The sequence below is a fragment of the Anaeromyxobacter sp. Fw109-5 genome (assembly GCF_000017505.1).
GTDB lineage: Bacteria > Myxococcota > Myxococcia > Myxococcales > Anaeromyxobacteraceae > Anaeromyxobacter.
The window spans coordinates 1,702,737-1,723,955 of record NC_009675.1 but is presented as its reverse complement, the minus strand read 5'-3'; the positions used below and the strand labels follow the sequence as shown (position 1 = coordinate 1,723,955).

Here is a 21,219-nt window from a genome sequence, read left to right as displayed (position 1 = left end):
AAGGGCGCACGCCGGCCCTTCCCGCCGTCGCGCGGAGAGACGGCCGAGGGAGCGATCGGCACCTAGCCGGATCGGGCCCGCGCCGCGAGCTCCCGCAGCGTGTCCCGATTCTCGGTGACCTTCGTGGCGAGGTCGCTCGCGATGGCGAGCGCCAGCTTGAGGCAGGCCTGCGGCTTCTGAGGCTGGAGGCGGACGAAGTCGCGCTGCGTGAGCTCCAGCACCTCGCAGGCGGTGGCGGCGACCGCGGACACGAGCCGCACGCTCCGGCCGAGCAGCGCGAGCTCGCCCAGGTGCTCGCCGGCGCCCACCACGGCGAGCTCCTTCTCGCCCTCCGCGGTGCGCTGCGTGATGCGCACCGTGCCCGACTTCACGATGAAGAGCGACTCGCCGACCATGTTCTCGACGAACAGCGGGGTGCCGGCGGGGATGGCCTTCTCCACCGCGATGCCCGCGAAGATCCTGAGGCCGGTCTCGGTGAAGTCGCCGAACAGGGCCGTGCGCTTCAGCGCCTCGAACGCCGTCATGCCCCACCCCCTCCGCCGCGATGGCGGGCGGCGTATCCGGCGTACCGCTCCGCCGACGTTCGGAGGAACGCAAGCTCCTCGGGCGTCAGCTCCCGCCGCGGCTTCGCGGGCGATCCCAGCACCAGCGTGCCGGGCGGGACGACGGTCCCGGGCGCGACCAGCGCGCCGGCGCCGACCATCGCGTCCGGCCCGACGACCGCCCCGTCCATCACGATGGCGCCGATCCCGACGAGGCAGCGGTCGCGGATGGTGCAGCCGTGCAGCACCGCGCGATGACCGACGGTCACGTCGTCGCCGATCACCGTCGGGTGCGTGGCCGTGGTGACGTGGACCACGGTGAGGTCCTGGAGGTTCGTGCGCGCGCCGATGCGGACGTGGTTCACGTCACCGCGGACGACCGTCCCGAACCAGATGGAGGAGCCCTCGCCCACCTCCACGTCGCCGACCACGACCGCGTTCTCCGCCACGAACACGGACGCGTGCAGGCGGGGCGCCCGCCCGGCGTACGGCGCGATGATGGGCATCAGCCGCGGATGCTAGCCCGCGCCCCCACACGCCGCAAGATGAGGGAAGCCACCGCCGCGCCCGCGGCGGCGCCGAGCGCGTCGGCCGCGAGGTCCCCCGGATCGGCCGAGCGGTTGGGCACGAAGGCCTGGTGGAGCTCGTCCGAGGCGCCGTAAGCGGTGCCCACCGCCACGGTCGCCGCGAGCGCCATCCAGGGCCGGAGCCGGGCGCCGCCGAGCGCGCCGCGGACGAGCGCGCCGAGCACCGCGTAGGCGCTCGCGTGCAGGAGCTTGTCGTGGTCGAAGAGGCCGCGCGGCAGCTGGGGAAAGGGGTTCGGCTGAGACGAGGCCCAGAAGATGAGCGCGGCCCAGGCGGTCGCAGCCGAGGCGAGGAGCGCCGTGCGCGTGCGGTTGGTCACGCCGGCGTTCCGGACAGAGAGCTGCCGCCCGCGCGGGTGATCCGGGCGCGCACGAGCGCGCCGGTCGGCGCCCCCGCCTCGTCCGCGGCGAGGTGCACGACGCGGTTCTCGGGCGTCCGGCCGAGCCGCTCGCCTGGCTCGTCGGAGGCGCCCTCGACGAGGACCTCGACGACCTTGCCCAGCTCGGCCGCGAGGGCCGCCGCGGCGATCCGCCGCTGCGCCGCCTGGAGCCGCTCGAGGCGCTCCACCGCCACGGCCCTCGGGATCTCCTGCCACTCCGGCGCGGTGCCGAGCCGCAGGTTCGCCACGGTCTTCGGGCGCGGGCTGAAGAGGAAGCTGAAGCTCTGCTCGAAGCGCGCGCGCTCGAGGAGCGCCAGCGAGCCCTCGAAGTCCGCCTCCCCCTCGCCGGGGAAGCCGACGATGAAGTCGGTGGTGATCGCGATGCCCGGGCGCGCCGCGCGCAGGCGGTCGAAGCGGTCGAGGTACTCCGCCACCGTGTAGTCGCGGCGCATGCGGGCGAGCACCGCGTCCGAGCCGGACTGCACCGGCAGGTGGAAGTGGGGCATCACCTTCGGCTCGTCGCGGAACACCGCGACGAGCGCGTCCGAGAGATCGTGCGGGTGGCTCGTGGTGAAGCGGATCCGCGCGATCCCCGGGACGGCGGCGACGCGCCGGAGCAGCTCCGCGAAGGTGCAGCCGCCGGCGTAGGAGTTGACGTTCTGGCCGATGAGGGTGACCTCCCGCACCCCCACCTCGGCGAGCGAGGCGCACTCGGCCACGATCTCGGGGAAGGCGCGCGACACCTCGCGGCCGCGGGTGTGCGGGACGATGCAGAACGCGCAGACGTTGTCGCAGCCCTTCATCGCGGTGACGAAGGCGGTCGGGCGGCCGCGCGCGGCCTCGGGATCGGCCTGCGGGAAGACGTAATCCTGCGAGTCCATCCAGCCGGTCTCGGCGAACCGCTCGCGCTCGGCGCGGGCGACCATCTCCGGCAGCTTCCCGATGTTGTCGGGCCCGAACACGAAGTCCACGTACGGGACGCGCGCGAGGAGCCGATCCTTCTCCTGCTGCGCGACGCAGCCCGACACCGCGATGAGCGCGCCGCGCCGCGCCTTCACCTCGCGGTAGCGCCCGAGGGCGGAGAGGAGCTTCTGCTCCGCCTTCTCGCGCACGGCGCAGGTGTTGAGGAGGATGAGATCTGCGTCGTCCGGGGTCTCCGCGCGCGCGAAGGCGTGGCGGCCGAGCAGCTCGATCATCCGGTCGGAGTCCGACGCGTTCATCTGGCAGCCGAAGGTGTGGACGTAGACCTTGCGGGCGGCGGCCGGGCGGGTGCCGGGCGCGGAAGCGGGCTTGGGCGACAGCGAGACGAGGTCGGTCACGGCCGGCGGAACCTAAGGAACCGGGGGGCGCTGAGTCAACAGGCAGGCCGATGGGGTGACCCGAGGCCCGGATCGAGGCGAACTCGAGGGCGGGGTCGAGGGCGGGGTCGGGGGCGAGGTCGGGGGCGAGGGCGGGGGCGAGGTCGGGGTCGGGGGCGGGGTCGGGGGCGGGGTCGAGGTCGAGGTGGGGGTCGAGGTGGGGGTCGAGGGCGGGGTCGAGGGTGGGCGGGGTCGGGGTCGAGGGCGGGGTCGGGGTCGAGGGCGGGGTCGGGGTCGGGGTCGAGGGCGGGGTCGGGGTCGAGGGCGGGGTCGGGGTCGGGGTCGGGGTCGGGGTCGAGGGCGGGGTCGAGGGCGGGGTCGGGGTCGAGGGCGGGGTCGAGGGCGAGGGCGTCGAGGGCGGGGTCGGGGTCGAGGGCGGGGTCGGGGTCGAGGGCGGGGTCGAGGGCGAGGGCTCTTCATTCGTCACATCCCACGGCGACAGCACGCGCGCGCGCGCGCGGGGTTGTGTGGCGCCGCTCGACGCAGAGGGCTCGGGCATCGAGGGGAGAAGCGCCCGGTTCCCGGCGCGCCTCGGGCATGGCACGCGGCGGGTCTTCGTCGCCGTCGGCGCGAGGACTGGACGTGCGGGCAGAGCAGGTCCGAGGAAGTTGCGCGCACGCTCGGCCGACGGCGGCATTCACTCATAGTCCTTGCTATCTCCAGCGATAGCTCTTGCGAGCCACGCGAGCCCAGTTACGGTGGGTGAACGTTGCCCTCTTGACGAGGTTCGAGGCGAAACGTGCTTCGACGTCCGCGGCACGTCGAGAGCACGCTCCTCGCGAGCGCAGGCAGGTCGGACCGTGCGCGTCCGGCGCACCGCGTGGATGGCGAAGGGGCGGGCCCGGAACGCGGCGCAGGCGCGAGCCTGGTGCGTTCCAGGAGAGCCGCAAATCGCGTGTTACGAACGGTGCACAAGGAGGTGCACCATGCCCGCTGTCGCCCCTTCCGCCCCCGACTCGACCCTGCTCGCCCAGCGCCTGCGCGAGCTCGCCGGCGAGGAGCGCGACGTCCAGGTCGAGTTCCTCCTCCACCTCGAGGAGTTCGATCGCCGCCGCGCGTACGTGGACGCCGGCTACCCCTCGCTCTGGGCGTATTGCCTGGAGGTGCTCCACCTTCGCGAGGGCGCGGCCGGGCGACGCATCCAGGCGATGCGGGTGCTGCGCCGGTTCCCCAGCCTCGAGGGCGCCCTGCGGGATGGCCGCCTTTGCATCTCCACCGTCCAGCTGCTCGGCCAGGTGCTGACCGAGGAGAACCTGCCCGACCTCGTCGCCCGGGGCCGCCTACCGCACCAAGGCCGAGGTGGATCACCTCGTCGCCTCGCTCCAGGCGCGCACCGCTCCGCGGGCGGGCCTGCGCAAGCTGCCCGACCGCGCTCCAGCCGCGAGCGCCCTGGCGCTGCCGCTGGCGGCAGTGGATGCCCGACCTGCCGAGCCGCAGGAGGCGATCCCCGTGCCTCGGGCGGCTGCTGGTGGGTCGCCGGCCACGGTTTCCGCCCACTCGACCCGCCTCGCCCGAAGGCGCGGGCGGAGACCCGTGCGGTGAGCGAGAGCGACTGGTCGCTGCGGGTCACCATCGACGCGTCCTGCAAGGAGGACCTCGAGACGCTCACCGCGCTGCTCTCGCACAAGATCCCGGACGGCGATCTCGCGGCGGTGCTCCGCGAGGCCATCCGCTGCGCCGTCGAGAAGCACGGCAAGCGCAAGGGCGCGGTCGCGCCGCAGCTGCAGCGTCAGCGGAAGGCGGACCGGGACCCACGGCCCTCTGCCGAGCCCGTCGCGCCCACGAGCACGATCCCGGCGGCAGTGCGGCGCGAGGTCTGGAAGCGCGACGGTGGACGCTGCGCCTGGGTCGCTCCGGACAGGCGGCGCTGCAACAGCCGCTGGCAGCTGGAGCTCGACCACATCCACCCGCAGGCCCTGGGCGGACCCTCGACGGTCGAGAACCTCAGACTGGCCTGCAGGTCGCACAACCTGTTGCACGCCGAACAGACCTACGGGCGCGAGCACATGGATCGTTTCCGGCGTGAGAGCGCCTCCGAGCGGACGGGGTACGCCGGCGCCGCGCCAGCTGCCATTCAGCAGGGCTTGTGGGCAACGTGACCGCGGTCGGCGGAACGGGAGCAATGCCGACCGCAGCGCCTTCCGGCGACGCGGCGGACGCGCGGCGACGCCGGCCCTCCGGCCCCCTCGTAGGCCGCTTTCCCTGGCTCGTACCGCTCCCTCGCGCGTGCCCACCGCGGGCGCGCGGTCGGCACCTCGTCCCGAGTCCAGCGCGAGCCGATGTGACGAATGACAAGCGTCGAGGGCGGGGTCGGGGTCGAGGGCGGGGTCGGCGTCGGGGTCGGGGTGTCGCGGATCGACGGAGAGGGGCTCGGGCATCGAGGGGAGAAGCGCTCGGTTTCCTTCCCGGCGCGCCTCGCGCGTCGCACGGGCGGGTCTTCGTCGCCGTCGACGCGAGGACTGGGGAGCGGGCGGGGCAGGTCCGAGAAAGGTCGCACAACCATCTCGCGACATTCACTTAGAGTCCCTGCTATCTCCAGCGACAGCGCTTGCGAGCCACGCGAGTCCCAGTTGCGGCGGGTGAACGTTGCCCTCTTGACGAGGTTCGAGGCGAAACGCGCTTCGACGTCCGCGATGGCCGGACGACGCGGCACCGCGGGTACGCGGTGAGCCAGCGCATCCGGAAGCGCGTCGAGGAGATCTTCGGCTGGGCGAAAACGGTCGCGCCGATCGCCCTTCGACAGGCTCAGGGCGAGCGGCGCTCCAAGAAGGCGCCTTCTTCAACAGCCTGCTTGCCGCGAGCGCCCCGGCGCTGCCGCTGGCGACAGTCCATGCCCGACCTGCCGAGCCGCAGGAGGCGATCCCCGCGCCGCCGGCGGCTGCTGGTGGATCGCTGCCGCCCACGGTCCGTGCGCTGCCCTTCCGGCGTGAGAGCGTCTCCGTGCGGACGGGCATGCCGGCACCGCGCCAGCTGCCATTCAGCAGGTTGTGGGCAACGTGACCGCGGTCGGCGGAACGGGAGCAATGCCGACCGCAGCGCCTTCCGGCGACGCGGCGGACGCGCGGCGACGCCGCCCCTCCGGCCCCTCGTAGCCCGCATTTCCTCGCTCGTACTGCCCCCTCTCGCGTGCCCACCACGGTCGCGCGGTCGGCACCTCGTCCCGAGTCCAGGACGAGCCCATGTGATGAATGACAAGGTCGCGGCCGAGGTCGAGGCCGAGGTCGAGGTCGAGGTCGAGGTCGAGGTCGAGGTCGGGGTCGAGGTCGAGGTCGAGGTCGAGGTCGAGGTCGAGGCAGGAGTGAGGCCCGAGGCCTACCCCCCGCCCCCCGGCACGAGCGCGTCGGCGAGCTCCTCCAGGTCCTCGAGCGAGCCCACGGTCGCGACCCGGCTGCAGCGCGGGGCGTAGAGCGGCATCTCGCTGTCGCCCATGCCCCAGGCCGCGCGCGCCTCGGGGCAGATCCACAGCACGCGCCGCGCCCGCCGCCGGAGCTCGTCGAGCACCCAGGCCTCCGGCGCGTTGTAGTTGTTCCGCCCGTCCCCGATGACGATCACGGTGGTGCGGCGGGTGACGGCGCCGCGGAAGTCGTCGTGGAAGGTCTTCAGCGCCCGCCCGTAGTTCGAGTTCGCGGCGAGGCTCACCGCGCGCCCGGCGACGGCGAGCCCGGCGGCGCGCGCCGGGTCCTTCTCGGCCCTCAGCTGGTCCGTCACCTCCGCGAGGTCGGAGACGAACACGAAGGTGCGCACGCGCGTGAAGAGGCTCTGCAGCGTGTACAGGAACAGCAGCATGAGCCGGGTGACGTGCCGGACCGACTCGGAGACGTCGCACAGCACCACCACGTCGGGCCGCTGCGGCCGCCGGTGGCGGAACACGAGCCGGGCCGGGACGCCGCCGAGGCCGAGGTTGCGGCGAAGGGTGCGGCGCACGGCGAGCGCGCCCCGCCGGCGAGAGCGCTCACGCCGGACGAGCCGCGCCCGCAGCCGCTCCGCCAGCCGCCGCACCGCGACCTCCATGCGAGCGATCTGCTCGCGCGACACCGGCGCGAGGCCGCCGCCCCGGTCCTCGCGCAGCGTGCGCGCCCTCCCCTCCAGCTCCGCCCAGCTCCGCGCCGCCTCCTCGACCTTGCGGAGGGCGGCCTCCAGGGAGCCGGTCACGAGCTGGAGCGCGCCGGGAGCGAGCCCGCGCGCGCGCAGCGCCCGCTCGAGCGCGGCGGCGTCGTCGGCGAGCGCGGCGCCCCCCGCCGCGGCGAGCAGCCGCCGCGCCTGGAACCCGGTGGCGCCGGCGCTCGCGAACGCGCCGAAGTCCACCTGCAGCGCCGCGCCGCGCAGCAACCGCGCGAGCAGCGCGGGATCGCCGCCCAGCGCGGCGCGCGCGAGGGGACTCATGCCGCGCAGGAGCTCCTCCATCGTCCGCGCGACGACCTCGAGATCGTCCCCCTCGAGGAGCCCGCGGGCGGCGAGCTCGCCGACCACGCCGCGCTCGAGCCCTTCGACGACGCGGCCCAGCGCGGAGAAGTAGAGCTCGAACAGCCCGTCGAAGACGGGGACGTCGCGCGAGCGCTTCACGAGCGTGGCGCGCAGCGCCGCCCGGAAGCTGCCGCGGTCCGACGCGCCCACCAGCGCCGCGGCCTCGACCGCGTCGGCGACCTCGGCCGGCGAGACCCGCACCCCGTTCGTGCGGAGCAGCCCCGCGAACTCGACGACGCGCGCGTGCACCCGCGGATCCTAACCCGAGCGGAACCCTCCGTCGCCCGATCCCCCCGGGGCGCGCGGCAGCGGCGGCAATCGCGGCGGGCGCGTCCCGCGCCGCACCGCCCCTTCCACGGGCCCGTAGCCGAGCTCGACCCCCGCGCGCACGGCCCGCAGCATGAGGCCGCCGCGGCTCATGTCACCGCGCCCGACGAAGTCGAGCGGGAAGACGAGGCGGCTCCCGAGGATGGCGAGGAGCGGCTCCACGTACTTCGGGCTCGCGATGCTGCCGAGCAGCACGACGTCGGCGCGCGGCCCGAGGCGATCGGCGAGCAGCCGCGCGTCGCGCTCGAGCGGGAGGCGGAAGCGCGGATCGGCCGCGTCCACCGGGACGGCCCCGAACGCGCGCAGGTCGTCGGCCCTGACGGCGACGTCGGGGGGGACGAGCCCCGCGCCGGGCGCGATCACGAGCGCGCCGGGCACGCCCTCTGGCGGGCGCGCGAAGCACCGCGCGTACGCGAGCTTTCCGCGGAAGTAGAGCCCGCTCGCGAACGCGAACACCTCCCCGATGGGAGCGCCCTGGCCCTGGACGGAGTGCGCCAGCGCGAACCGGGCGCGCGGCGACAGGACCAGCGCCATCCGTTCACCTGCGCTGTTCGCCGGCGAGAGCAGGAACACGCGCTGCGCGGGCGCCTCGGGCGGAGTATCACTCTCCGCGATGGTCTCCTGGGTCCTGCCGGTCTTCCTGGCCTTCTTCCTCATCCAGTACGCGATCGAGACCGCCCTCCTCCTGCTCAACCTGCGCCACGTCGCCCGCGCGCGCGGGGTCCCTGCTCCGCTCGCCGGCCGGGTGGACGACGCGACGGCCGAGCGAAGCCGCGCCTACACCCTCGCGAACTGCCGCTTCTCCCTCGCCCAGGGCGCGTTCTTCGCGGCGCTCACCCTGGCGGTGCTCCTCTCCGGCGTGCTCCCGCTCCTCGACGGCGCGCTCGCCGAACGGGGCGTCCGCGGCGCGCACCGGTTCGTGCTCTTCCTCGCCCTCGTGAGCCTGGCGTTCTCCGTGGCGGGCCTCCCCTTCGCCGTCTTCCACACCTTCGTGCTCGAGGAGCGCTTCGGGTTCAACCGCACCACGCCGCGGCTATGGCTCACCGACCGGCTGAAGTCGCTGCTCCTCCAGGCCGCGCTCGGGATCCCCCTGCTGTACGCGACCTACGGCTTCATGCGCTTCACCGGGGCGCTGTGGTGGGTCTGGCTGTTCGCGTTCTACGCCGCGGTCCAGCTCGTGCTGCTGTGGCTCTACCCCTCGGTGATCGCGCCGCTGTTCAACCGCTTCGAGCCGCTGCCCGACGGGCCGCTGCGCGAGCGGCTCGCGGCGCTCGCGCAGGCGGCGGGGTTCGCCCACCGCGGCCTCTACGTGATGGACGCCTCGCGGCGCTCCGGTCACTCGAACGCCTACTTCACCGGGCTGATCCGCCCGCGCATCGTGCTGTTCGACACGCTCGTCGAGCGCATGAGCGTGGACGAGGCGGCGAGCGTCCTCGCGCACGAGATCGGCCACTACCGGGCGCACCACGTGCACCGCCACCTGGCGCTGGCCCTCGCGGCGAGCTTCCTCCTGCTGTTCGCGCTCTCGCGCCTCGTGCCCTGGCCGCCGCTCTACGCCGCGTTCGGCTTCGGCGGACCGAGCCTGCACGCCGCGCTCGCGCTGGTCTCGCTGGGCGGCGGCGCGTTCGTGTTCTGGCTCGCGCCGTTCGCCGCGTACCTCTCCCGCCGCCACGAGTACGAGGCGGACCGCTACGCCGTGCGCCTCGCGCGCGCGCCGGAGGCGCTCGAGACGGCGCTGCTGCGCCTGAACGGCGAGAACCTGTCGAACCTCCACCCGCACCCCTGGTACAGCGCCTGGCACTACAGCCACCCCGTGCTGGTGGAGCGGCTCGCGGCGATCCAGCGGACCGCGGCCGCCGAGCGGCGCGCGCCGGCGGGATGAGCCGGGCCGAGTCGCCGCTGCGGGGCGCGCGGTCGCTACGCGCTCGGCTGCGGCGCGTAGAGGTCCGCCACGGTCGAGCCGAGGAACGCCACGAGGGCGTCGCGCTTCACCTTCAGCGTCGGGGTCACGAGCGCGGGGTGATCCTGCGGCGCGCCGGGGATCACGAGGAGCCGCTTCGGCTTCTCGAAGTCGCTGAACGCGGCGAGCGCGGCGCGCGCGCGCGGCAGCAGCTCCTGCGCGGCGTCCTTCCCGGCCGCCGCGAGCCGTGCGAGCTCCTCCGCGGCGACGAACACCGCCGCCGACACGAACGGCTTGCCCTCGCCGAGCAGCACGGCGCCCTGGAACGGCGCGGCCGACGCGATGGCCTGCTCGATCGGCTCGGGCGAGAGCTTCTTGCCGGTCGAGAGCACCATGAGGTGCTTCTTGCGGCCCTCGATCCGCAGGAACCCCTCCGCGTCGACGCGGCCGATGTCGCCGGTGCGGAAGAAGCCGTCGTCGGTGAACGCGCCCTGCTCGTCCTCGCGCTCGAGGTAGCCGGTGAGGAGGAGCGGTCCCTTCACGAGGAGCTCGCCGTCCGGCTCGAAGCGGATCTCCTGGTCGGGCGTGATCACCCCGGCGCTCCCGGGCCGGCGCTCGCCGGAGAACAGGTTCGACGAGATGAGGCCCGCCGTCTCGCTCATCCCGTACAGCTCCACGAGCGGGATGCCGAGCGACTCGAAGAAGCGGAAGAGCGCGGGGGAGGCAGGGGCGCCGCCGGAGAACAGTCCCTGGATCCGGCCCCCCAGCTTCGCGCGCACCGCTCTCCCCACGAGCCGGTCGGCGAGCCGCGCGAGGACGAGATCCCGCGCGGAGCGCGAGCCGTCCACCCGGGCCCGCCCGGCCGCGGCGAGCGCCGCGTTCGCGAGGGCGCGCACCGGGCGCGGGAGCGTCGCGAGCTTCGCCTCGACTCCGTTCCGGATCCGCTCGTACACGAGCGGCACGGAGAACAGGTAGGTCGGGCCGAGCGCGAGCCCGGGCTCGATGTCCTCGCGTCGCGCCACCATCACGAGCCCGTGCGTCTCGGCGAGCGCCAGCGCGAACTGATCGTGGCCGGCGACGTGCGCGAAGGGCAGGAAGTGGAGCCCGACGTCCTCGGGGGTGCGCGCGACCGCGACGTGGCCGCCCTCGATGGCGTGCACGATGGCGCGCTGCGCGAGGCGGACGCCCTTGGGTCGGCCGGTCGTGCCGCTCGTGAAGAGGAGCAGGAACGGGTCCTCCTCGCTCGCGGCGCGCGCCAGCGAGTCGAGCGCGTCGAGGTCGAGCCCCGCTCCCGAGAAGACCTCCGCGACCGCCGCGGTACGGACGCCCGCGGGGACGGCGGCCGCGTCGAGCGGCTCGCCCGAGACGACGGCGGAGAGCCCCGCGGCGGCGAGGTCCGCCGCGATCGGCGCCAGCTTCGCCCAGTGCGCCGCCGAGCCCACGAAGACGACGCGAGGCCGGACGCGCAGCGCGATGGCCTGCGCCTGCTCGTCCGCGAGGCTGGAGAAGAGGGTCGCCGGCTCGGCGCGGAGCGCCTGCGCGCCGAGGGCGAACATCTGCCACTCCGGCGAGTTGTCGGCGAGGAGCAGCACGCGCGCGCCGTGTCCCGTCCCGGTGGCGCGCAGGAACGCGGCGGCGCGCCCCACGCCTGCGGCGAAGTCGGCGAAGGTCAAAGCCCGCGGCGCCGCGTCCGGGCGCGCCGGATCGACGAAGCGGAGGAAGGTCTTTCCCGGGACCCGCCGGGCGGCCGAGACCACCAGCCGCGGCAGGGTCCGCTCGGCAAAACGCGCGATCGTGAGTCTTCGGTGCATGCTCTCGTCGTGTCCCACGCCGTCCGATCGGGGAGCGTGTGTCTCGACTGTCATGGAATCGTCATGGCCGCGCAACGGCCGAGGAGGGATCGGGGTCGCCTCCCCTCAGGCCGGGACGAGCAGCGCGACTGCCTCCACGTGGTGCGTCTGGGGGAACATGTCCACGGGCTGCACCGCCTCGAGGCGGAAGCCGGTCTCCACGCACGCCCGGACGTCCCGCGCGAACGTCGCCGGATCGCAGGACACGTAGACGGTGCGCGGCAGCCCCAGCTCGCGCAGCGCGGGGCCGATCCCCTTCGCCCCCTCCCTCGGTGGATCGAGGAGCGCCGCGCCGAAACGCCGCGCCGAGGGGCCCCCCTCGCGCGCGAACGCGAGCGCGAGCTTCAGCGCGTCGCCCGCGAAGAAGCGGACGTTGCCGGCACCGGCCAGGTCCGCGCGGGCGAGCTCGAGCGCGGGTCCCTGCACCTCCACCGCGGCGACCCAGCGCGCCCGGGCGGCCAGCGGGCCCGTGAAGTTCCCGGCCCCGCAGTGCAGCTCCAGCACGTCCAGGCCATCGGGGGCGAGGAGGTCGAGGGCGGCGCGCACGAGCAGCGCGTTGGCGCCGCGGTTGGCCTGCTGGAAGACGTCGGGCCGGGACCGCTGCACTCCGGAGGCGGCGTCGCCCGGGACGCGGGCGTGGCGGAGCACCGGGCTCCCGACGAGCACCGGCGCGCCGCCCTCCGGCTGGAGGACGGCGCCGGCGAGCGCGGGGACCTCGCAGAGCAGGGCCTCCGCGCGCGCTCGCACCGCGGGCGTGATCGCGGGCAGGAGCAGCCACGCAGCGCCGCGGCCCTCGTGACCGGACCACTCGAGCGCGACCTCGCGTGGCGCGAGGCCGGCCCGGCCGAGCGCCGGACCGACCGCCTCGCGGAGCGCGTCGAGCCGCTCGTCGAGGAGGTGGCACTCCCGCAGCCGCACCGGCGCGTGGGAACGGCGGCGGAAGTAGACGAGCCGGCCGCTCGCGCGGTCGTGGTGGAACTTCGCGCGCGCGCGGTAGCGGAGCGGCGCCGGCGATCCGACGATGGGTCGCGCGTCGTACGCGCCGGGGTCGACTCGGGCGATGCGCCGGAGCGCCTCGCGGACGGTTCGCTCCTTCGCGGCGAGCTGCGCGGCATAGTCGACGTGCAGCCACTCGCAGCCGCCGCAGCCGGCGTCGTACGGAGGGGGCCGAGAAGCTGGCCCGCCCGGGCCCCCCGCTCCCTCCGGCGCGGCGTCATCCGGCCGCGCCTGGCCTCGCGCCGAGACCCCGGGGACTTCCCCCGGGCCGAAGTGCACGCAAGGCGCCGGGACGCGTACGGGCCCGGGCGCCCGCAGCGACACGAGGCTGCCGTGCGCGGTGCCGTCGCCGGCCTGGACGTCCACCACCGCACGGTCGCCGGGCGCGGTCCAAGGCACGAACACCGTCCGGGCGCCCGCGTGCCCCACGCCCTCGCCGCCGGGGGCGAGGTCCTCGATCGTCAGCTCGGTTCTCACTGCGGCGAGACTCTTACCGCGCCCCGGCCGCGCTCGCAGCATCGGGGGCGCTCACGCCTCGTCGAGCTGGTGCCGGAGGCGGTTCACGAACGCCTCGATGTCCACCCGCTTGGCGTCGTCGATGCCGGTGAACTCGACGCCCATGCCCGGCACCAGGTTCGCTCGGTTGCCGAACTCGGTGATGCGAGCGACGCGGCCGGTGAGCTGGTACGGGAAGGAGGCGCCGGGGAGCTGGATGAGGATCTTCACCGCCGTCCCGACGGGCAGCGGCGCGCGCGTGTTGATGAACAGCCCGCCCTGGCTGATGTTCGTCGCCCAGTCGGTGAGGAAGCTGCCGACGGTCCGGTACGCCACCGGGATCTCGTGGTGGAGGCGCGCGGTCTTGCGCTTGTTCTCCGGCGGGCGTTGCATCCTCGAAACTGTAGCAGGGGCGATCCGGGGGGCCAAGGTTCGCGCGCACCCCGCGTGCAGGCGATGCGGCGGGCGCTCACGCGAGCGCGAGCCGAACGGGGACCCCCCGGATCCCGAGCCGCGCCGCCGCGCTCCCCTCGCGGATCGCGACCTCGACGCGACCGCCGCTCCCCACGTACGCCACGAGCTCCCCGGGCGCCGCCTCCCCGAAGGTGCGCACGAAGCGCACCCGCTCCTCCCCCACCTGCGCGTGCGCGACGGCCGCGCCCCCGAGATCCTCCTCGCGGATCGAGGTGACGAGGTTGCCGAAGTGATCCGCGGCGAGGGTCTCTCCGCGCAGGCAGTCGGGGCACCGCTGCGCGCTCGGCCAGGCGAGCCGTACGGGGTCGGCCACGGGCGGCCCGAGCCGCTCGGGCCCTCGGCCCGCGGCGAGGAGCGCGGCGGCCGGCGCGAAGAGATCGCGGCCGTGGAAGGTGGCGCTCCGGGGCCGAGGGAGGGCGTCTCCCGGCGCGAGCTCGAACGCGCGCGCGCCGTCACCGAGGAAGGGCGTGAACAGGCCGTTGTCCGGGCCCACGAGGCGACGTCCCTCGGGATCGACCACGCACAGCCCGCGGCGCGCGGTGCCCACGCCGGGGTCGACCACCGCGAGGTGGATCGCCTCCCTCGGGAACCACGGCACGCAGGCCTCCAGGAGCAGCGCGCCGGCGAGCACGTCGTAGGCGGGGACCTCATGGGAGACGTCCACGAGGCGCGCGTCCGCGTGCGCCGCGAGCAGCACCGCCTTCACCTGCGCCGGGTAGCCGGAGCCGGCGCCGAAGTCGGTGAGGAGCGTGAAGAGCGGGCCCACGGGACACCTCGACGCAGATCGACGAAATTCCGGCTCCGGGCCTCAGGCTACGGGAGAAACGACCTTGGCGGCGTCTTTCCTGAAGCCCGCGGCCGGAGCCCGTAGCCCTTCGCGACGGGAGCGGTGAGTCAGACCTGCATCGTCCTCACGTCGGGCGCGACGATGAGCTTCGCCTCGGTGAGCTCCTGCACGGACGCGACCGTCTCCCCCGGCGCGAGCTCGCGCAGGACGAGCCCGTCCTGGGACACGTCGATCCAGGCGCGGTCGGAGCAGATGGCCGAGACGCAGCGGCGGCCGGTGAGGGGCAGCGTGCACTGCTTCAGGATCTTCGGGCGCCCGTCCTTCGTGGCGTGGTCCATCATCACCACCACCCGCTTCGCGCCCGCGACGAGGTCCATCCCGCCACCCATGCCCTTCACCATCTTCCCGGGCACGAGCCAGTTCGCGAGATCGCCGCGCTCCGACACCTCGAGCGCGCCGAGGATGGCGAGGTCGACGTGGCCGCCGCGGATCATGGCGAACGACTCCGCGGAGGAGAAGAACGCGGCGCCGGGGAGCACCGTCACCGTCTCCTTGCCGGCGTTGATGAGGTCCGGGTCCTCGTCGCCGTCGTAGGGATAGGGACCGACCCCGAGGATGCCGTTCTCGGACTGCAGCACCACCTCGATCCCCGCCGGCACGTAGTTGGACACGAGGGTCGGCATGCCGATGCCGAGGTTCACGTAGAAACCGTCGCGGAGCTCCCTCGCGACGCGGGTGGCGATCTGCTCGCGGGTGAGCGGCATCTAGCGTCCCTCCGAGACCTGCCGCGGGCGCACCGTGCGCCGCTCGATCCACTTCTCGTACCGCTCGCCCCTCACGAGCCGCTTCACGTAGATGCTCGGGGTGTGGACGACGTCCGGGTCGATCTCTCCCGGCTGGACGACGTGCTCCACCTCGGCGATCGTGATCCTCGCGGCCGTCGCCATCATCGGCCCGAACTGCCGCGTGGTCTTGCGGTAGAGCAGGTTCCCCCAGGTGTCCGCCTTCCAGGCGTACACCAGGGCGAAGTCGGCGACGAGCGGCCGCTCGAGCAGGTACTCGCGCCCGTCGATGACGCGCGTCTCCTTCCCCTCCGCGACCTGCGTCCCGACGCCCGTCGCGGTGTAGAAGCCGCCGATGCCCGCGCCGCCCGCCCGGATGCGCTCCGCGAGCGTTCCCTGCGGCACGAGCTCGACCTCGAGCTCGCCGGAGAGGTACTGACGCTCGAACTCCTTGTTCTCGCCGACGTACGACGAGACCATCTTCCGGATCTGCCGCGCCTTCAGGAGGATCCCGAGCCCCTGCTCCGTCGTGCCGCAGTTGTTCGAGATGACGGTGAGGTCCTTGACGCCCTTGCGGTGCAGCGCGGCGATCAGGTTCTCCGGGTTGCCGCAGAGCCCGAAGCCACCCACCATGACGGTCGCACCGTCGCGGATGTCCGCGACGGCCGCGTCCGCCGACTCGACGAGCTTGTTCATCCCGGCCTCCGTCAACGCTCGACGATCAGCGCCACCGCCTCGCCGCCGCCGATGCAGAGCGAGGCGAGCCCGCGCCGCTTGCCGAGGTCCTTCATGGCGTGGAGGAGCGTCACGAGGATGCGCGCACCGGAGGCGCCGATGGGGTGGCCGAGCACCACGGCGCCGCCGCGGACGTTCACGCTCCTGTCGTCGAGGTCGAGGAGCCGGTTGTTCGCGATCGAGACCACCGCGAAGGCCTCGTTGATCTCCCAGAGATCGACGTCCTTCACCTGGAGCTTCGCCTTCTCGAGCGTGAGCCTCACGGCGTCCGCCGGGGCGATGGTGAACTCCACCGGCGCGCGCGCCGCACCGCCCCAGGCCCGGAGCCGCCCGAGCACGGTCCGGCCCTCGCGCTGCGCGCGCTCCGCGCTCATGAGCACGAGCGCCGCACCGCCGTCGTTGATCGAGGACGCGTTCGCGGCCGTGACCGTCCCGTCCTTCTTGAAGACCGGCTTCAGGGCGGGGATCTTGTCCGGCCGCGCGTTCCTGGGGCCTTCGTCGTCGGCGACGAGCGACTTCTCCCCCCGCTTCACCTCGACCTCGACCGGGACGATCTCGGCCTTGAACGCCCCGCCCTTCCAGGCCTCGATGGCGCGGCGCGTGGACTCGAGGGCGTACTCGTCCTGGGCGGAGCGCGAGATGCCGTGGGTCGTCGCGCAGTGCTCGGCGCACATGCCCATGTGCTGCTGGTTGTACACGTCCCAGAGGCCGTCGTGGATCATGCCGTCCACGAGCTCGACGTTGCCCATCCGCGCTCCGGTGCGCGCCGAGCGGTCGTAGTACGGGACGTTCGACATCGACTCCATCCCGCCCGCCACCACCACCTCCGCGTCGCCGAGCGCGATCGCCTGCGCGCCCGAGATCACGGCCTTGAGCCCGGAGCCGCACACCTTGTTGAGCGTCCAGCACGGCGTCTTCTCCGGCAGGCCGGCGAGGAGCGCGGCCTGTCGCGCGGGCGCCTGGCCAACCCCCGCCTGCAGCACGTTCCCCATCACGACCTCGTCCACCGCCGACGGCTCGACGCCGGCGCGCTCGAGCGCCGCGCGGATGGCCACGGCGCCGAGCCGCGGGGCGGTGACGCTCGCGAGCGAGCCGAGGAACGAGCCGATGGGCGTGCGCGCCGCCCCCACGATGACCACTTCGCGTCCGGGCATGATGACCTCTCGTCGGGAGCTCCGGAGGACCTCCGGGCGCCCGGAACATAGGAAGCGCCGATCCTGCGCGCCAACGAACGTGCGTCCGCGCGCCGGCTTGATCGCGGGCACCCGCCTCCCTACCCTCCCCACCCGTCATGCACGCGACGTCCGCCATCATCGTCCATGGCGGAGCCGGAAGCCTCGGTTCCGATGACCCGGCCTCATACGGGGGCGCAGACGCCCCCCGCCTCGAGGGCGTACGCCGTGCCTGCGAGGCCGGCTGGGCCATCCTCCTCGCCGGCGGGAGCGCGCTCGACGCCGTCGAGGCCGCCGTGCGGATCCTCGAGGACGACCCGACGTTCAACGCCGGGACGGGCGCGACGCTCACCGCCGCCGGAGACGTGGAGCTCGACGCGTCGATCATGGACGGCGCCACGCTCCGCTGCGGCGCGGTGGCGGTGGTGAAGGACGTGCGGAACCCGGTCTCCCTCGCCCGCGCCATCATGGAGCGCTCGCACCACGTGCTGCTCGCCGGCCCCGGCGCGTCCGCGTTCGCGCGCGAGGTCGGCATCCTCCCGCACGACAACGGGCTCCTCGTGACCCCCCGCCAGCGGGCGCGCTGGGAAGCGGCCCGAGCGGCGGCAGGGAGCTTCTCGCCGCGGGGTCTTCATCCCCTCGGCGAGAAGTCCGGAACGGTCGGGGCGGCCGCCCGGGACGCGCGGGGCCACCTCGCCGCGGCGACCTCGACGGGCGGGATGCAGCTGAAGCTCCCCGGCCGGGTGGGCGACACGCCGCTCATCGGCTGCGGCACCTACGCCGACGACGCGCTCGCCGCCGTCTCCTGCACCGGCCACGGAGAGCGGATCATCCAGCTCACGCTGGCGCGCCACGTCGCGGAGCTCGTCGGACGTGGAGTGGCGGCGACGGAGGCGGCCCGGGAGGCGGTCGCCGCCCTCGGCAGCCGCGTCCAGGGCGAGGGAGGCGTGATCGTGGTGGGCCCGCGCGGCGAGCCCGGGTTCGCGAACAACACGCCGGTCATGTCGCGCGCGTGGACGCGCGCGGACGGGACGATCGTCGCGGAGCTGTGAGAGGGCGAGCGACGGCGCCGGACGGCTCGCCCGTTCCGCTCCCCCTTCGAGGAAATGCGGCCGAGGGATGCCCGGCCCGTGCGCCGGACACCCCTCGCCGGTCCTCTCTCCCCAGAGGGACGGATCGCTCTACGCGGGCGCCGCGCCGTTATTTCGGACCGGGCAGCCGCCCCGCGTCGATGAACGGCTTCACGAGCTCGATGGGGAGCGGGAACATGATGGTGGAGTTCTTCTCCGCCGAGATCTCGACCAGGGTCTGCAGGTAGCGGAGCTGCAGCGCGCCCGGCGAGCGGGCGATGACGTCGGCGGCCTGACCGAGCTTCGTGGCGGCCTGGTACTCGCCTTCGGCGGCGATCACCTTCGAGCGGCGCTCGCGCTCCGCCTCCGCCTGCTTCGCCATCGCGCGCCGCATCTCCTCGGGCAGGTCCACCTGCTTGACCTCGACGGCCGTCACCTTCACGCCCCACGGCTCGGTGTGCCGGTCGATGATCTCCTGGAGCTGGCGGTTGATCTTGTCGCGCTGGCTCAGGAGATCGTCGAGGTCGACCTGGCCGAGCACGGATCGCAGCGTGGTCTGCGCGAACTGGCTCGTCGCGAACAGGAAGTCGGTCACCTGGAGGAAGGCGCGGTCGGCCTGGAGCACGCGGAAGTAGATGACCGCGTTCACCTTCACCGAGACGTTGTCGCGGGTGATCACGTCCTGCGGCGGCACCTGCTCGGCGGTGATGCGCATGTCGATGATGATCATCCGGTCGATGAACGGGATGATCCACTTGAGCCCGGCGGTGCGGGTCCCGGAGAACCGGCCGAGCCGGAGGACCACGCCCTGCTCGTACTCGTTGATGATGCGGATGCCGGAGAGGAACCACAGGAGGATGACGGCGACGGGAATCGCGATTCCGAGGAGCGGCACGGTGAGACCTCCGGGGAGCCGTTCGTGCGGCGTGCGCCGGCGCCCGAGCGCGGCGGCGTGGAGCGTGTTCACTACTATCCCGCGGTCGGAGCCTCAGGGGTTGTGAATCAATCTCCGGAGGATTGTTTCACGCCCCCTCCCGGACCACCGTCACGGTGAGACCCTCCACCGACACGACGCGCACGCGCGCCCCCTCCGGGATCGCGTCCGCGCTGCGCGCCTGCCAGTACTCGCCGTGCACGAAGGCCTCGCCGGCGGCGGGGCCGATGTCGGAGAGCGCCTCGCCCGCGCTGCCGATGAGCCCGGGCGCGCCGAGCTGCAGGGGGCGCCTGCGCGTGCCGGCGACCTTCCAGGCCATGAACCCCAGCGCGAGCGCCACCGCGACGGGCGTCGGCCAGACGATCCACGGCGAGATCGTGAGCGTGCCGGGGGCGAACCGGTAGTCGGGCGAGGCGCGATCCACGAAGAAGGCGAGGCCGAGCACGAGGCAGGCCGCGCCGGCCACGGCGGCGATGCCGTGGGTCGTCACGTACGCCTCGGCGACGAGGAGGCCCGCCCCGACGAGGAGCAGGATCACCGCCCCGGCGTTCACCGGGATGACGCGCATCCCCACGAAGGCGAGGAACAGCGCGAACGCGCCGATCACCCCGGGTGCGATCGAGCCGGGGTTGTAGAGCTCGAGCGCGATGCCGAGGGTGCCGACCAGCATCAGGATCGCGAGGACGTTGGGATCGGCGAGGAAGGAGAGGACGCGCTGCCGGACGGTCTTCTCGTACGGCTCGAGCGCGGCGCCGCGGGTGCGCAGCGTGCGCTCCCCCGCGGTGGTCTTCACCTTCCGCCCGTCGGCGCCCTCGACGGCGAGGCGCAGCTCCGCGGCGGTGAAGTCCACGACGCGCTCCTTCACCGCGTCCGCCGCGGTGATGGCCACGCTCTCGCGCACCGCGCGCTCGGCCCAGTCGGCGTTCCGGCCGCGCGCCGCCGCGACGCTCCGGGCGAAGGCGGCGGTGTCGTTCTCCACCTTCTTCGCCATGTCCTTCCCGGCCTCCTCCGCGACGTCGCGGCCGCTGCCGGTGACGGGGTGCGCGGCGCCGATGTTGGAGGTGGGGTGCATCGCGGCGACGTCCGCGGCGAGCGTGAGGAACACGCCCGCGGAGCCGGCCCGGGCGCCGGCGGGGCCGACCCAGACCACCGTCGGGATCGGCGAGGCGAGCATCGCCTGGACGATCTCGCGCGTCGCGTCGAGGGCGCCGCCCGGCGTGTCGAGCTCGATCGCGAGCGCGGCGTACGCGCCCTCGCGGGCCCGCACGAGCCCCGCCGCCACGTACTCGGCGGTCCCGCCGGTGATGGGGCCGCGGATCTCGAGCGTGAGCACGCGCGGCGCGGCAGGAGGCGGCGGCGGCGCCGGCTCCGGAGCGGCGAGCGCGATCGCCGCAGCGAGGGCGGCGACGGCCGCCAGGACGAGGCGCGGGCTCCGAGGACGCCGCATGGCTACCTCCGTGGCAAGGGCCGGCCGAGCTCCTTCATCACCAGCTGAAGATCCTCCCAGGCCTTCTTCTTCTCCTCCGGGCTGCGGAGCAGGTAGGCGGGGTGGAAGGTGGGCATGAGCTTCACGCCCTCGTAGCTCGACCAGCGGCCGCGCAGCTTGGAGATGGGCGTGGTGTCCCGCAGCAGCGTCTGCGCCGCGAACTTCCCCAGCGCCACGATCACCTTCGGCGAGATGGCCGCGATCTGCGCGCGCAGGAACGGCTCGCAGGCGGCGAGCTCGTCCGGCTCCGGGTTGCGGTTGCCGGGGGGGCGGCACTTCACGACGTTCGCGATGTAGACGTCCTCGCGGCGGAAGCCCATCGCCTCGATCATCTTCGTGAGCAGCTGCCCCGCCTTGCCGACGAAGGGCTCTCCCTGCTGATCCTCGTCGGCGCCGGGACCCTCGCCCACGAACATGAGCTCGGCGGCCGGGCTCCCCACGCCGAACACGACGTGCGTCCGGGTGCCCGCCAGCTTGCAGCGAGTGCACTCGCCGAGCTCCCCGCGGAGGCCCAGCAGGGCCGGGCTGCCGCAGCCCTTGTCCGCGGTGGTGTACCCGCCGGGAGGGGCGTCCGGCCCGACGCGTGCCGGGGTGGCGAGCGCCGGGGCGGCCCGCTCCGCGGAGGGGCCGGCGGCGGGCGCCCCCCCGCGGGCCGGAACCTTCGGCGGCGCGGCGGGCTCAGCCGGAAGACCATGCGGGGCGATGTCGGGAGCGAGCGCCGGAGCGGGCACCTCGGAGACCCCCGCCGAGCGGAGCCAGGCGAGGTGACGCAGCGCCTCGCGCGCCACCTCGACCACCTCCTCGCTCCCCAGATGTGCGTGCTTGCTCACGACCGTTCCACCCCTCACGAATTCCCGAAGGCCGCGTTGCGGCGCTCGGACGC

Annotated in this window: 18 protein-coding genes and 1 pseudogene; 3 read left to right on the top strand and 16 right to left on the bottom strand. The window is 74.1% G+C overall.

Features of this window, described 5'->3' with window-relative positions:
- Positions 1 to 62: 62 nt before the first annotated feature.
- The 4 genes from ANAE109_RS07740 to miaB are packed head-to-tail and all read right to left on the bottom strand — an operon-like array spanning position 63 to position 2,825.
- A complete protein-coding gene (locus ANAE109_RS07740) occupies positions 63 to 524 on the bottom strand; it encodes a cyclic nucleotide-binding domain-containing protein (RefSeq protein ID WP_011985833.1) in 462 nt (153 codons plus the stop codon).
- The gene (locus ANAE109_RS07735) at positions 521 to 1,048 is read right to left on the bottom strand and encodes a gamma carbonic anhydrase family protein (RefSeq protein ID WP_011985832.1); all 528 of its coding nucleotides are present in this window, start codon (positions 1,046 to 1,048) and stop codon (positions 521 to 523) included. Before ANAE109_RS07735 ends, ANAE109_RS07740 begins: the two co-directional genes overlap by 4 nt.
- Positions 1,048 to 1,446, bottom strand: coding sequence for a VanZ family protein (locus ANAE109_RS07730; protein WP_011985831.1), 399 nt, complete (start codon positions 1,444 to 1,446; stop codon positions 1,048 to 1,050). Before ANAE109_RS07730 ends, ANAE109_RS07735 begins: the two co-directional genes overlap by 1 nt.
- On the bottom strand, positions 1,443 to 2,825 hold the full coding sequence (gene miaB, locus ANAE109_RS07725) for a tRNA (N6-isopentenyl adenosine(37)-C2)-methylthiotransferase MiaB (protein WP_011985830.1): 1,383 nt from the start codon (positions 2,823 to 2,825) through the stop codon (positions 1,443 to 1,445). Before miaB ends, ANAE109_RS07730 begins: the two co-directional genes overlap by 4 nt.
- Before the next feature lie 965 nt (positions 2,826 to 3,790).
- Between miaB and ANAE109_RS07715 the strand changes: the two are divergent.
- Positions 3,791 to 4,963: pseudogene (locus ANAE109_RS07715) on the top strand (HNH endonuclease).
- Positions 4,964 to 6,176: 1,213 nt separating this feature from the next.
- Here ANAE109_RS07715 and ANAE109_RS07705 read toward each other — a convergent pair.
- Both ANAE109_RS07705 and ANAE109_RS07700 read right to left on the bottom strand, forming a co-directional pair.
- Positions 6,177 to 7,577 carry a VWA domain-containing protein gene (locus ANAE109_RS07705; RefSeq protein WP_011985826.1) on the bottom strand — a complete coding sequence of 467 codons (1,401 nt, stop codon included), beginning with the start codon at positions 7,575 to 7,577 and terminating at the stop codon, positions 6,177 to 6,179.
- Positions 7,578 to 7,586: 9 nt separating this feature from the next.
- Complete coding sequence (locus ANAE109_RS07700; RefSeq protein WP_200860889.1) at positions 7,587 to 8,312, bottom strand: hypothetical protein; 726 nt, start codon at positions 8,310 to 8,312, stop codon at positions 7,587 to 7,589.
- Here ANAE109_RS07700 and ANAE109_RS07695 point away from each other — a divergent pair.
- Positions 8,269 to 9,537, top strand: a complete 1,269-nt coding sequence (locus ANAE109_RS07695) for a M48 family metallopeptidase (protein ID WP_011985824.1) — start codon at positions 8,269 to 8,271, stop codon at positions 9,535 to 9,537. The two genes, ANAE109_RS07700 and ANAE109_RS07695, sit on opposite strands and share 44 nt — an antisense overlap.
- A 35-nt stretch (positions 9,538 to 9,572) precedes the next feature.
- On the opposite strand, the gene ANAE109_RS07690 is transcribed toward ANAE109_RS07695, so the two are convergent.
- The 7 genes from ANAE109_RS07690 to ANAE109_RS07660 all read right to left on the bottom strand — a co-directional run bounded on the left by ANAE109_RS07690 (position 9,573) and on the right by ANAE109_RS07660 (position 16,828).
- A complete protein-coding gene (locus tag ANAE109_RS07690; protein WP_011985823.1) occupies positions 9,573 to 11,366 on the bottom strand; it encodes a long-chain fatty acid--CoA ligase in 1,794 nt (597 codons plus the stop codon).
- Positions 11,367 to 11,471: 105 nt separating this feature from the next.
- On the bottom strand, positions 11,472 to 12,878 hold the full coding sequence (locus tag ANAE109_RS07685) for a class I SAM-dependent RNA methyltransferase (RefSeq protein WP_041448191.1): 1,407 nt from the start codon (positions 12,876 to 12,878) through the stop codon (positions 11,472 to 11,474).
- A gap of 51 nt (positions 12,879 to 12,929) precedes the next feature.
- On the bottom strand, positions 12,930 to 13,289 hold the full coding sequence (locus tag ANAE109_RS07680) for a TIGR02266 family protein (protein ID WP_041448190.1): 360 nt from the start codon (positions 13,287 to 13,289) through the stop codon (positions 12,930 to 12,932).
- A 76-nt stretch (positions 13,290 to 13,365) separates the two neighbouring features.
- Positions 13,366 to 14,136, bottom strand: coding sequence for an S-adenosyl-l-methionine hydroxide adenosyltransferase family protein (locus ANAE109_RS07675; RefSeq protein ID WP_011985820.1), 771 nt, complete (start codon positions 14,134 to 14,136; stop codon positions 13,366 to 13,368).
- Positions 14,137 to 14,264: 128 nt separating this feature from the next.
- The gene (locus ANAE109_RS07670; protein WP_011985819.1) at positions 14,265 to 14,921 is read right to left on the bottom strand and encodes a 3-oxoacid CoA-transferase subunit B; all 657 of its coding nucleotides are present in this window, start codon (positions 14,919 to 14,921) and stop codon (positions 14,265 to 14,267) included.
- Positions 14,922 to 15,635 (bottom strand): CoA transferase subunit A, encoded by a 714-nt coding sequence (locus ANAE109_RS07665; protein ID WP_011985818.1) that lies wholly within the window; start codon positions 15,633 to 15,635, stop codon positions 14,922 to 14,924.
- A gap of 11 nt (positions 15,636 to 15,646) precedes the next feature.
- Entirely contained in the window at positions 15,647 to 16,828 is a 1,182-nt protein-coding gene (locus tag ANAE109_RS07660; RefSeq protein ID WP_011985817.1) for an acetyl-CoA C-acetyltransferase, read from the bottom strand.
- A gap of 137 nt (positions 16,829 to 16,965) precedes the next feature.
- Here ANAE109_RS07660 and ANAE109_RS07655 point away from each other — a divergent pair, with 137 nt between their 5' ends.
- Positions 16,966 to 17,898: an isoaspartyl peptidase/L-asparaginase family protein gene (locus tag ANAE109_RS07655; protein ID WP_011985816.1), complete on the top strand. Its 933-nt coding sequence runs from the start codon at positions 16,966 to 16,968 to the stop codon at positions 17,896 to 17,898.
- A 148-nt stretch (positions 17,899 to 18,046) separates the two neighbouring features.
- Here the strand turns inward: ANAE109_RS07655 and ANAE109_RS07650 are convergent, their stop codons facing one another.
- The 3 genes from ANAE109_RS07650 to ANAE109_RS25730 all read right to left on the bottom strand — a co-directional run bounded on the left by ANAE109_RS07650 (position 18,047) and on the right by ANAE109_RS25730 (position 21,166).
- Entirely contained in the window at positions 18,047 to 18,811 is a 765-nt protein-coding gene (locus ANAE109_RS07650) for a slipin family protein (protein WP_041448960.1), read from the bottom strand.
- A gap of 127 nt (positions 18,812 to 18,938) precedes the next feature.
- Complete coding sequence (locus ANAE109_RS07645; protein ID WP_011985814.1) at positions 18,939 to 20,297, bottom strand: nodulation protein NfeD; 1,359 nt, start codon at positions 20,295 to 20,297, stop codon at positions 18,939 to 18,941.
- Between the two features lie 2 nt (positions 20,298 to 20,299).
- Entirely contained in the window at positions 20,300 to 21,166 is an 867-nt protein-coding gene (locus ANAE109_RS25730) for a uracil-DNA glycosylase (RefSeq protein WP_234945269.1), read from the bottom strand.
- Between the last annotated feature and the right edge of the window lie 53 nt (positions 21,167 to 21,219).

Coding starts and splice junctions, on each gene's coding strand:
- ANAE109_RS07740 (WP_011985833.1), bottom strand. CDS start 524: ATGACGGCGTTCGAGGCGCTGAAGCGCACGGCCCTGTTCGGCGACTTC.
- ANAE109_RS07645 (WP_011985814.1), bottom strand. CDS start 20,297: ATGCGGCGTCCTCGGAGCCCGCGCCTCGTCCTGGCGGCCGTCGCCGCC.
- ANAE109_RS07695 (WP_011985824.1), top strand. CDS start 8,269: ATGGTCTCCTGGGTCCTGCCGGTCTTCCTGGCCTTCTTCCTCATCCAG.
- ANAE109_RS07655 (WP_011985816.1), top strand. CDS start 16,966: ATGCACGCGACGTCCGCCATCATCGTCCATGGCGGAGCCGGAAGCCTC.
- ANAE109_RS07665 (WP_011985818.1), bottom strand. CDS start 15,635: ATGAACAAGCTCGTCGAGTCGGCGGACGCGGCCGTCGCGGACATCCGC.
- ANAE109_RS07700 (WP_200860889.1), bottom strand. CDS start 8,312: ATGAGGAAGAAGGCCAGGAAGACCGGCAGGACCCAGGAGACCATCGCG.
- ANAE109_RS07690 (WP_011985823.1), bottom strand. CDS start 11,366: ATGCACCGAAGACTCACGATCGCGCGTTTTGCCGAGCGGACCCTGCCG.
- ANAE109_RS07735 (WP_011985832.1), bottom strand. CDS start 1,048: ATGCCCATCATCGCGCCGTACGCCGGGCGGGCGCCCCGCCTGCACGCG.
- ANAE109_RS07670 (WP_011985819.1), bottom strand. CDS start 14,921: ATGCCGCTCACCCGCGAGCAGATCGCCACCCGCGTCGCGAGGGAGCTC.
- ANAE109_RS07660 (WP_011985817.1), bottom strand. CDS start 16,828: ATGCCCGGACGCGAAGTGGTCATCGTGGGGGCGGCGCGCACGCCCATC.
- ANAE109_RS07680 (WP_041448190.1), bottom strand. CDS start 13,289: ATGCAACGCCCGCCGGAGAACAAGCGCAAGACCGCGCGCCTCCACCAC.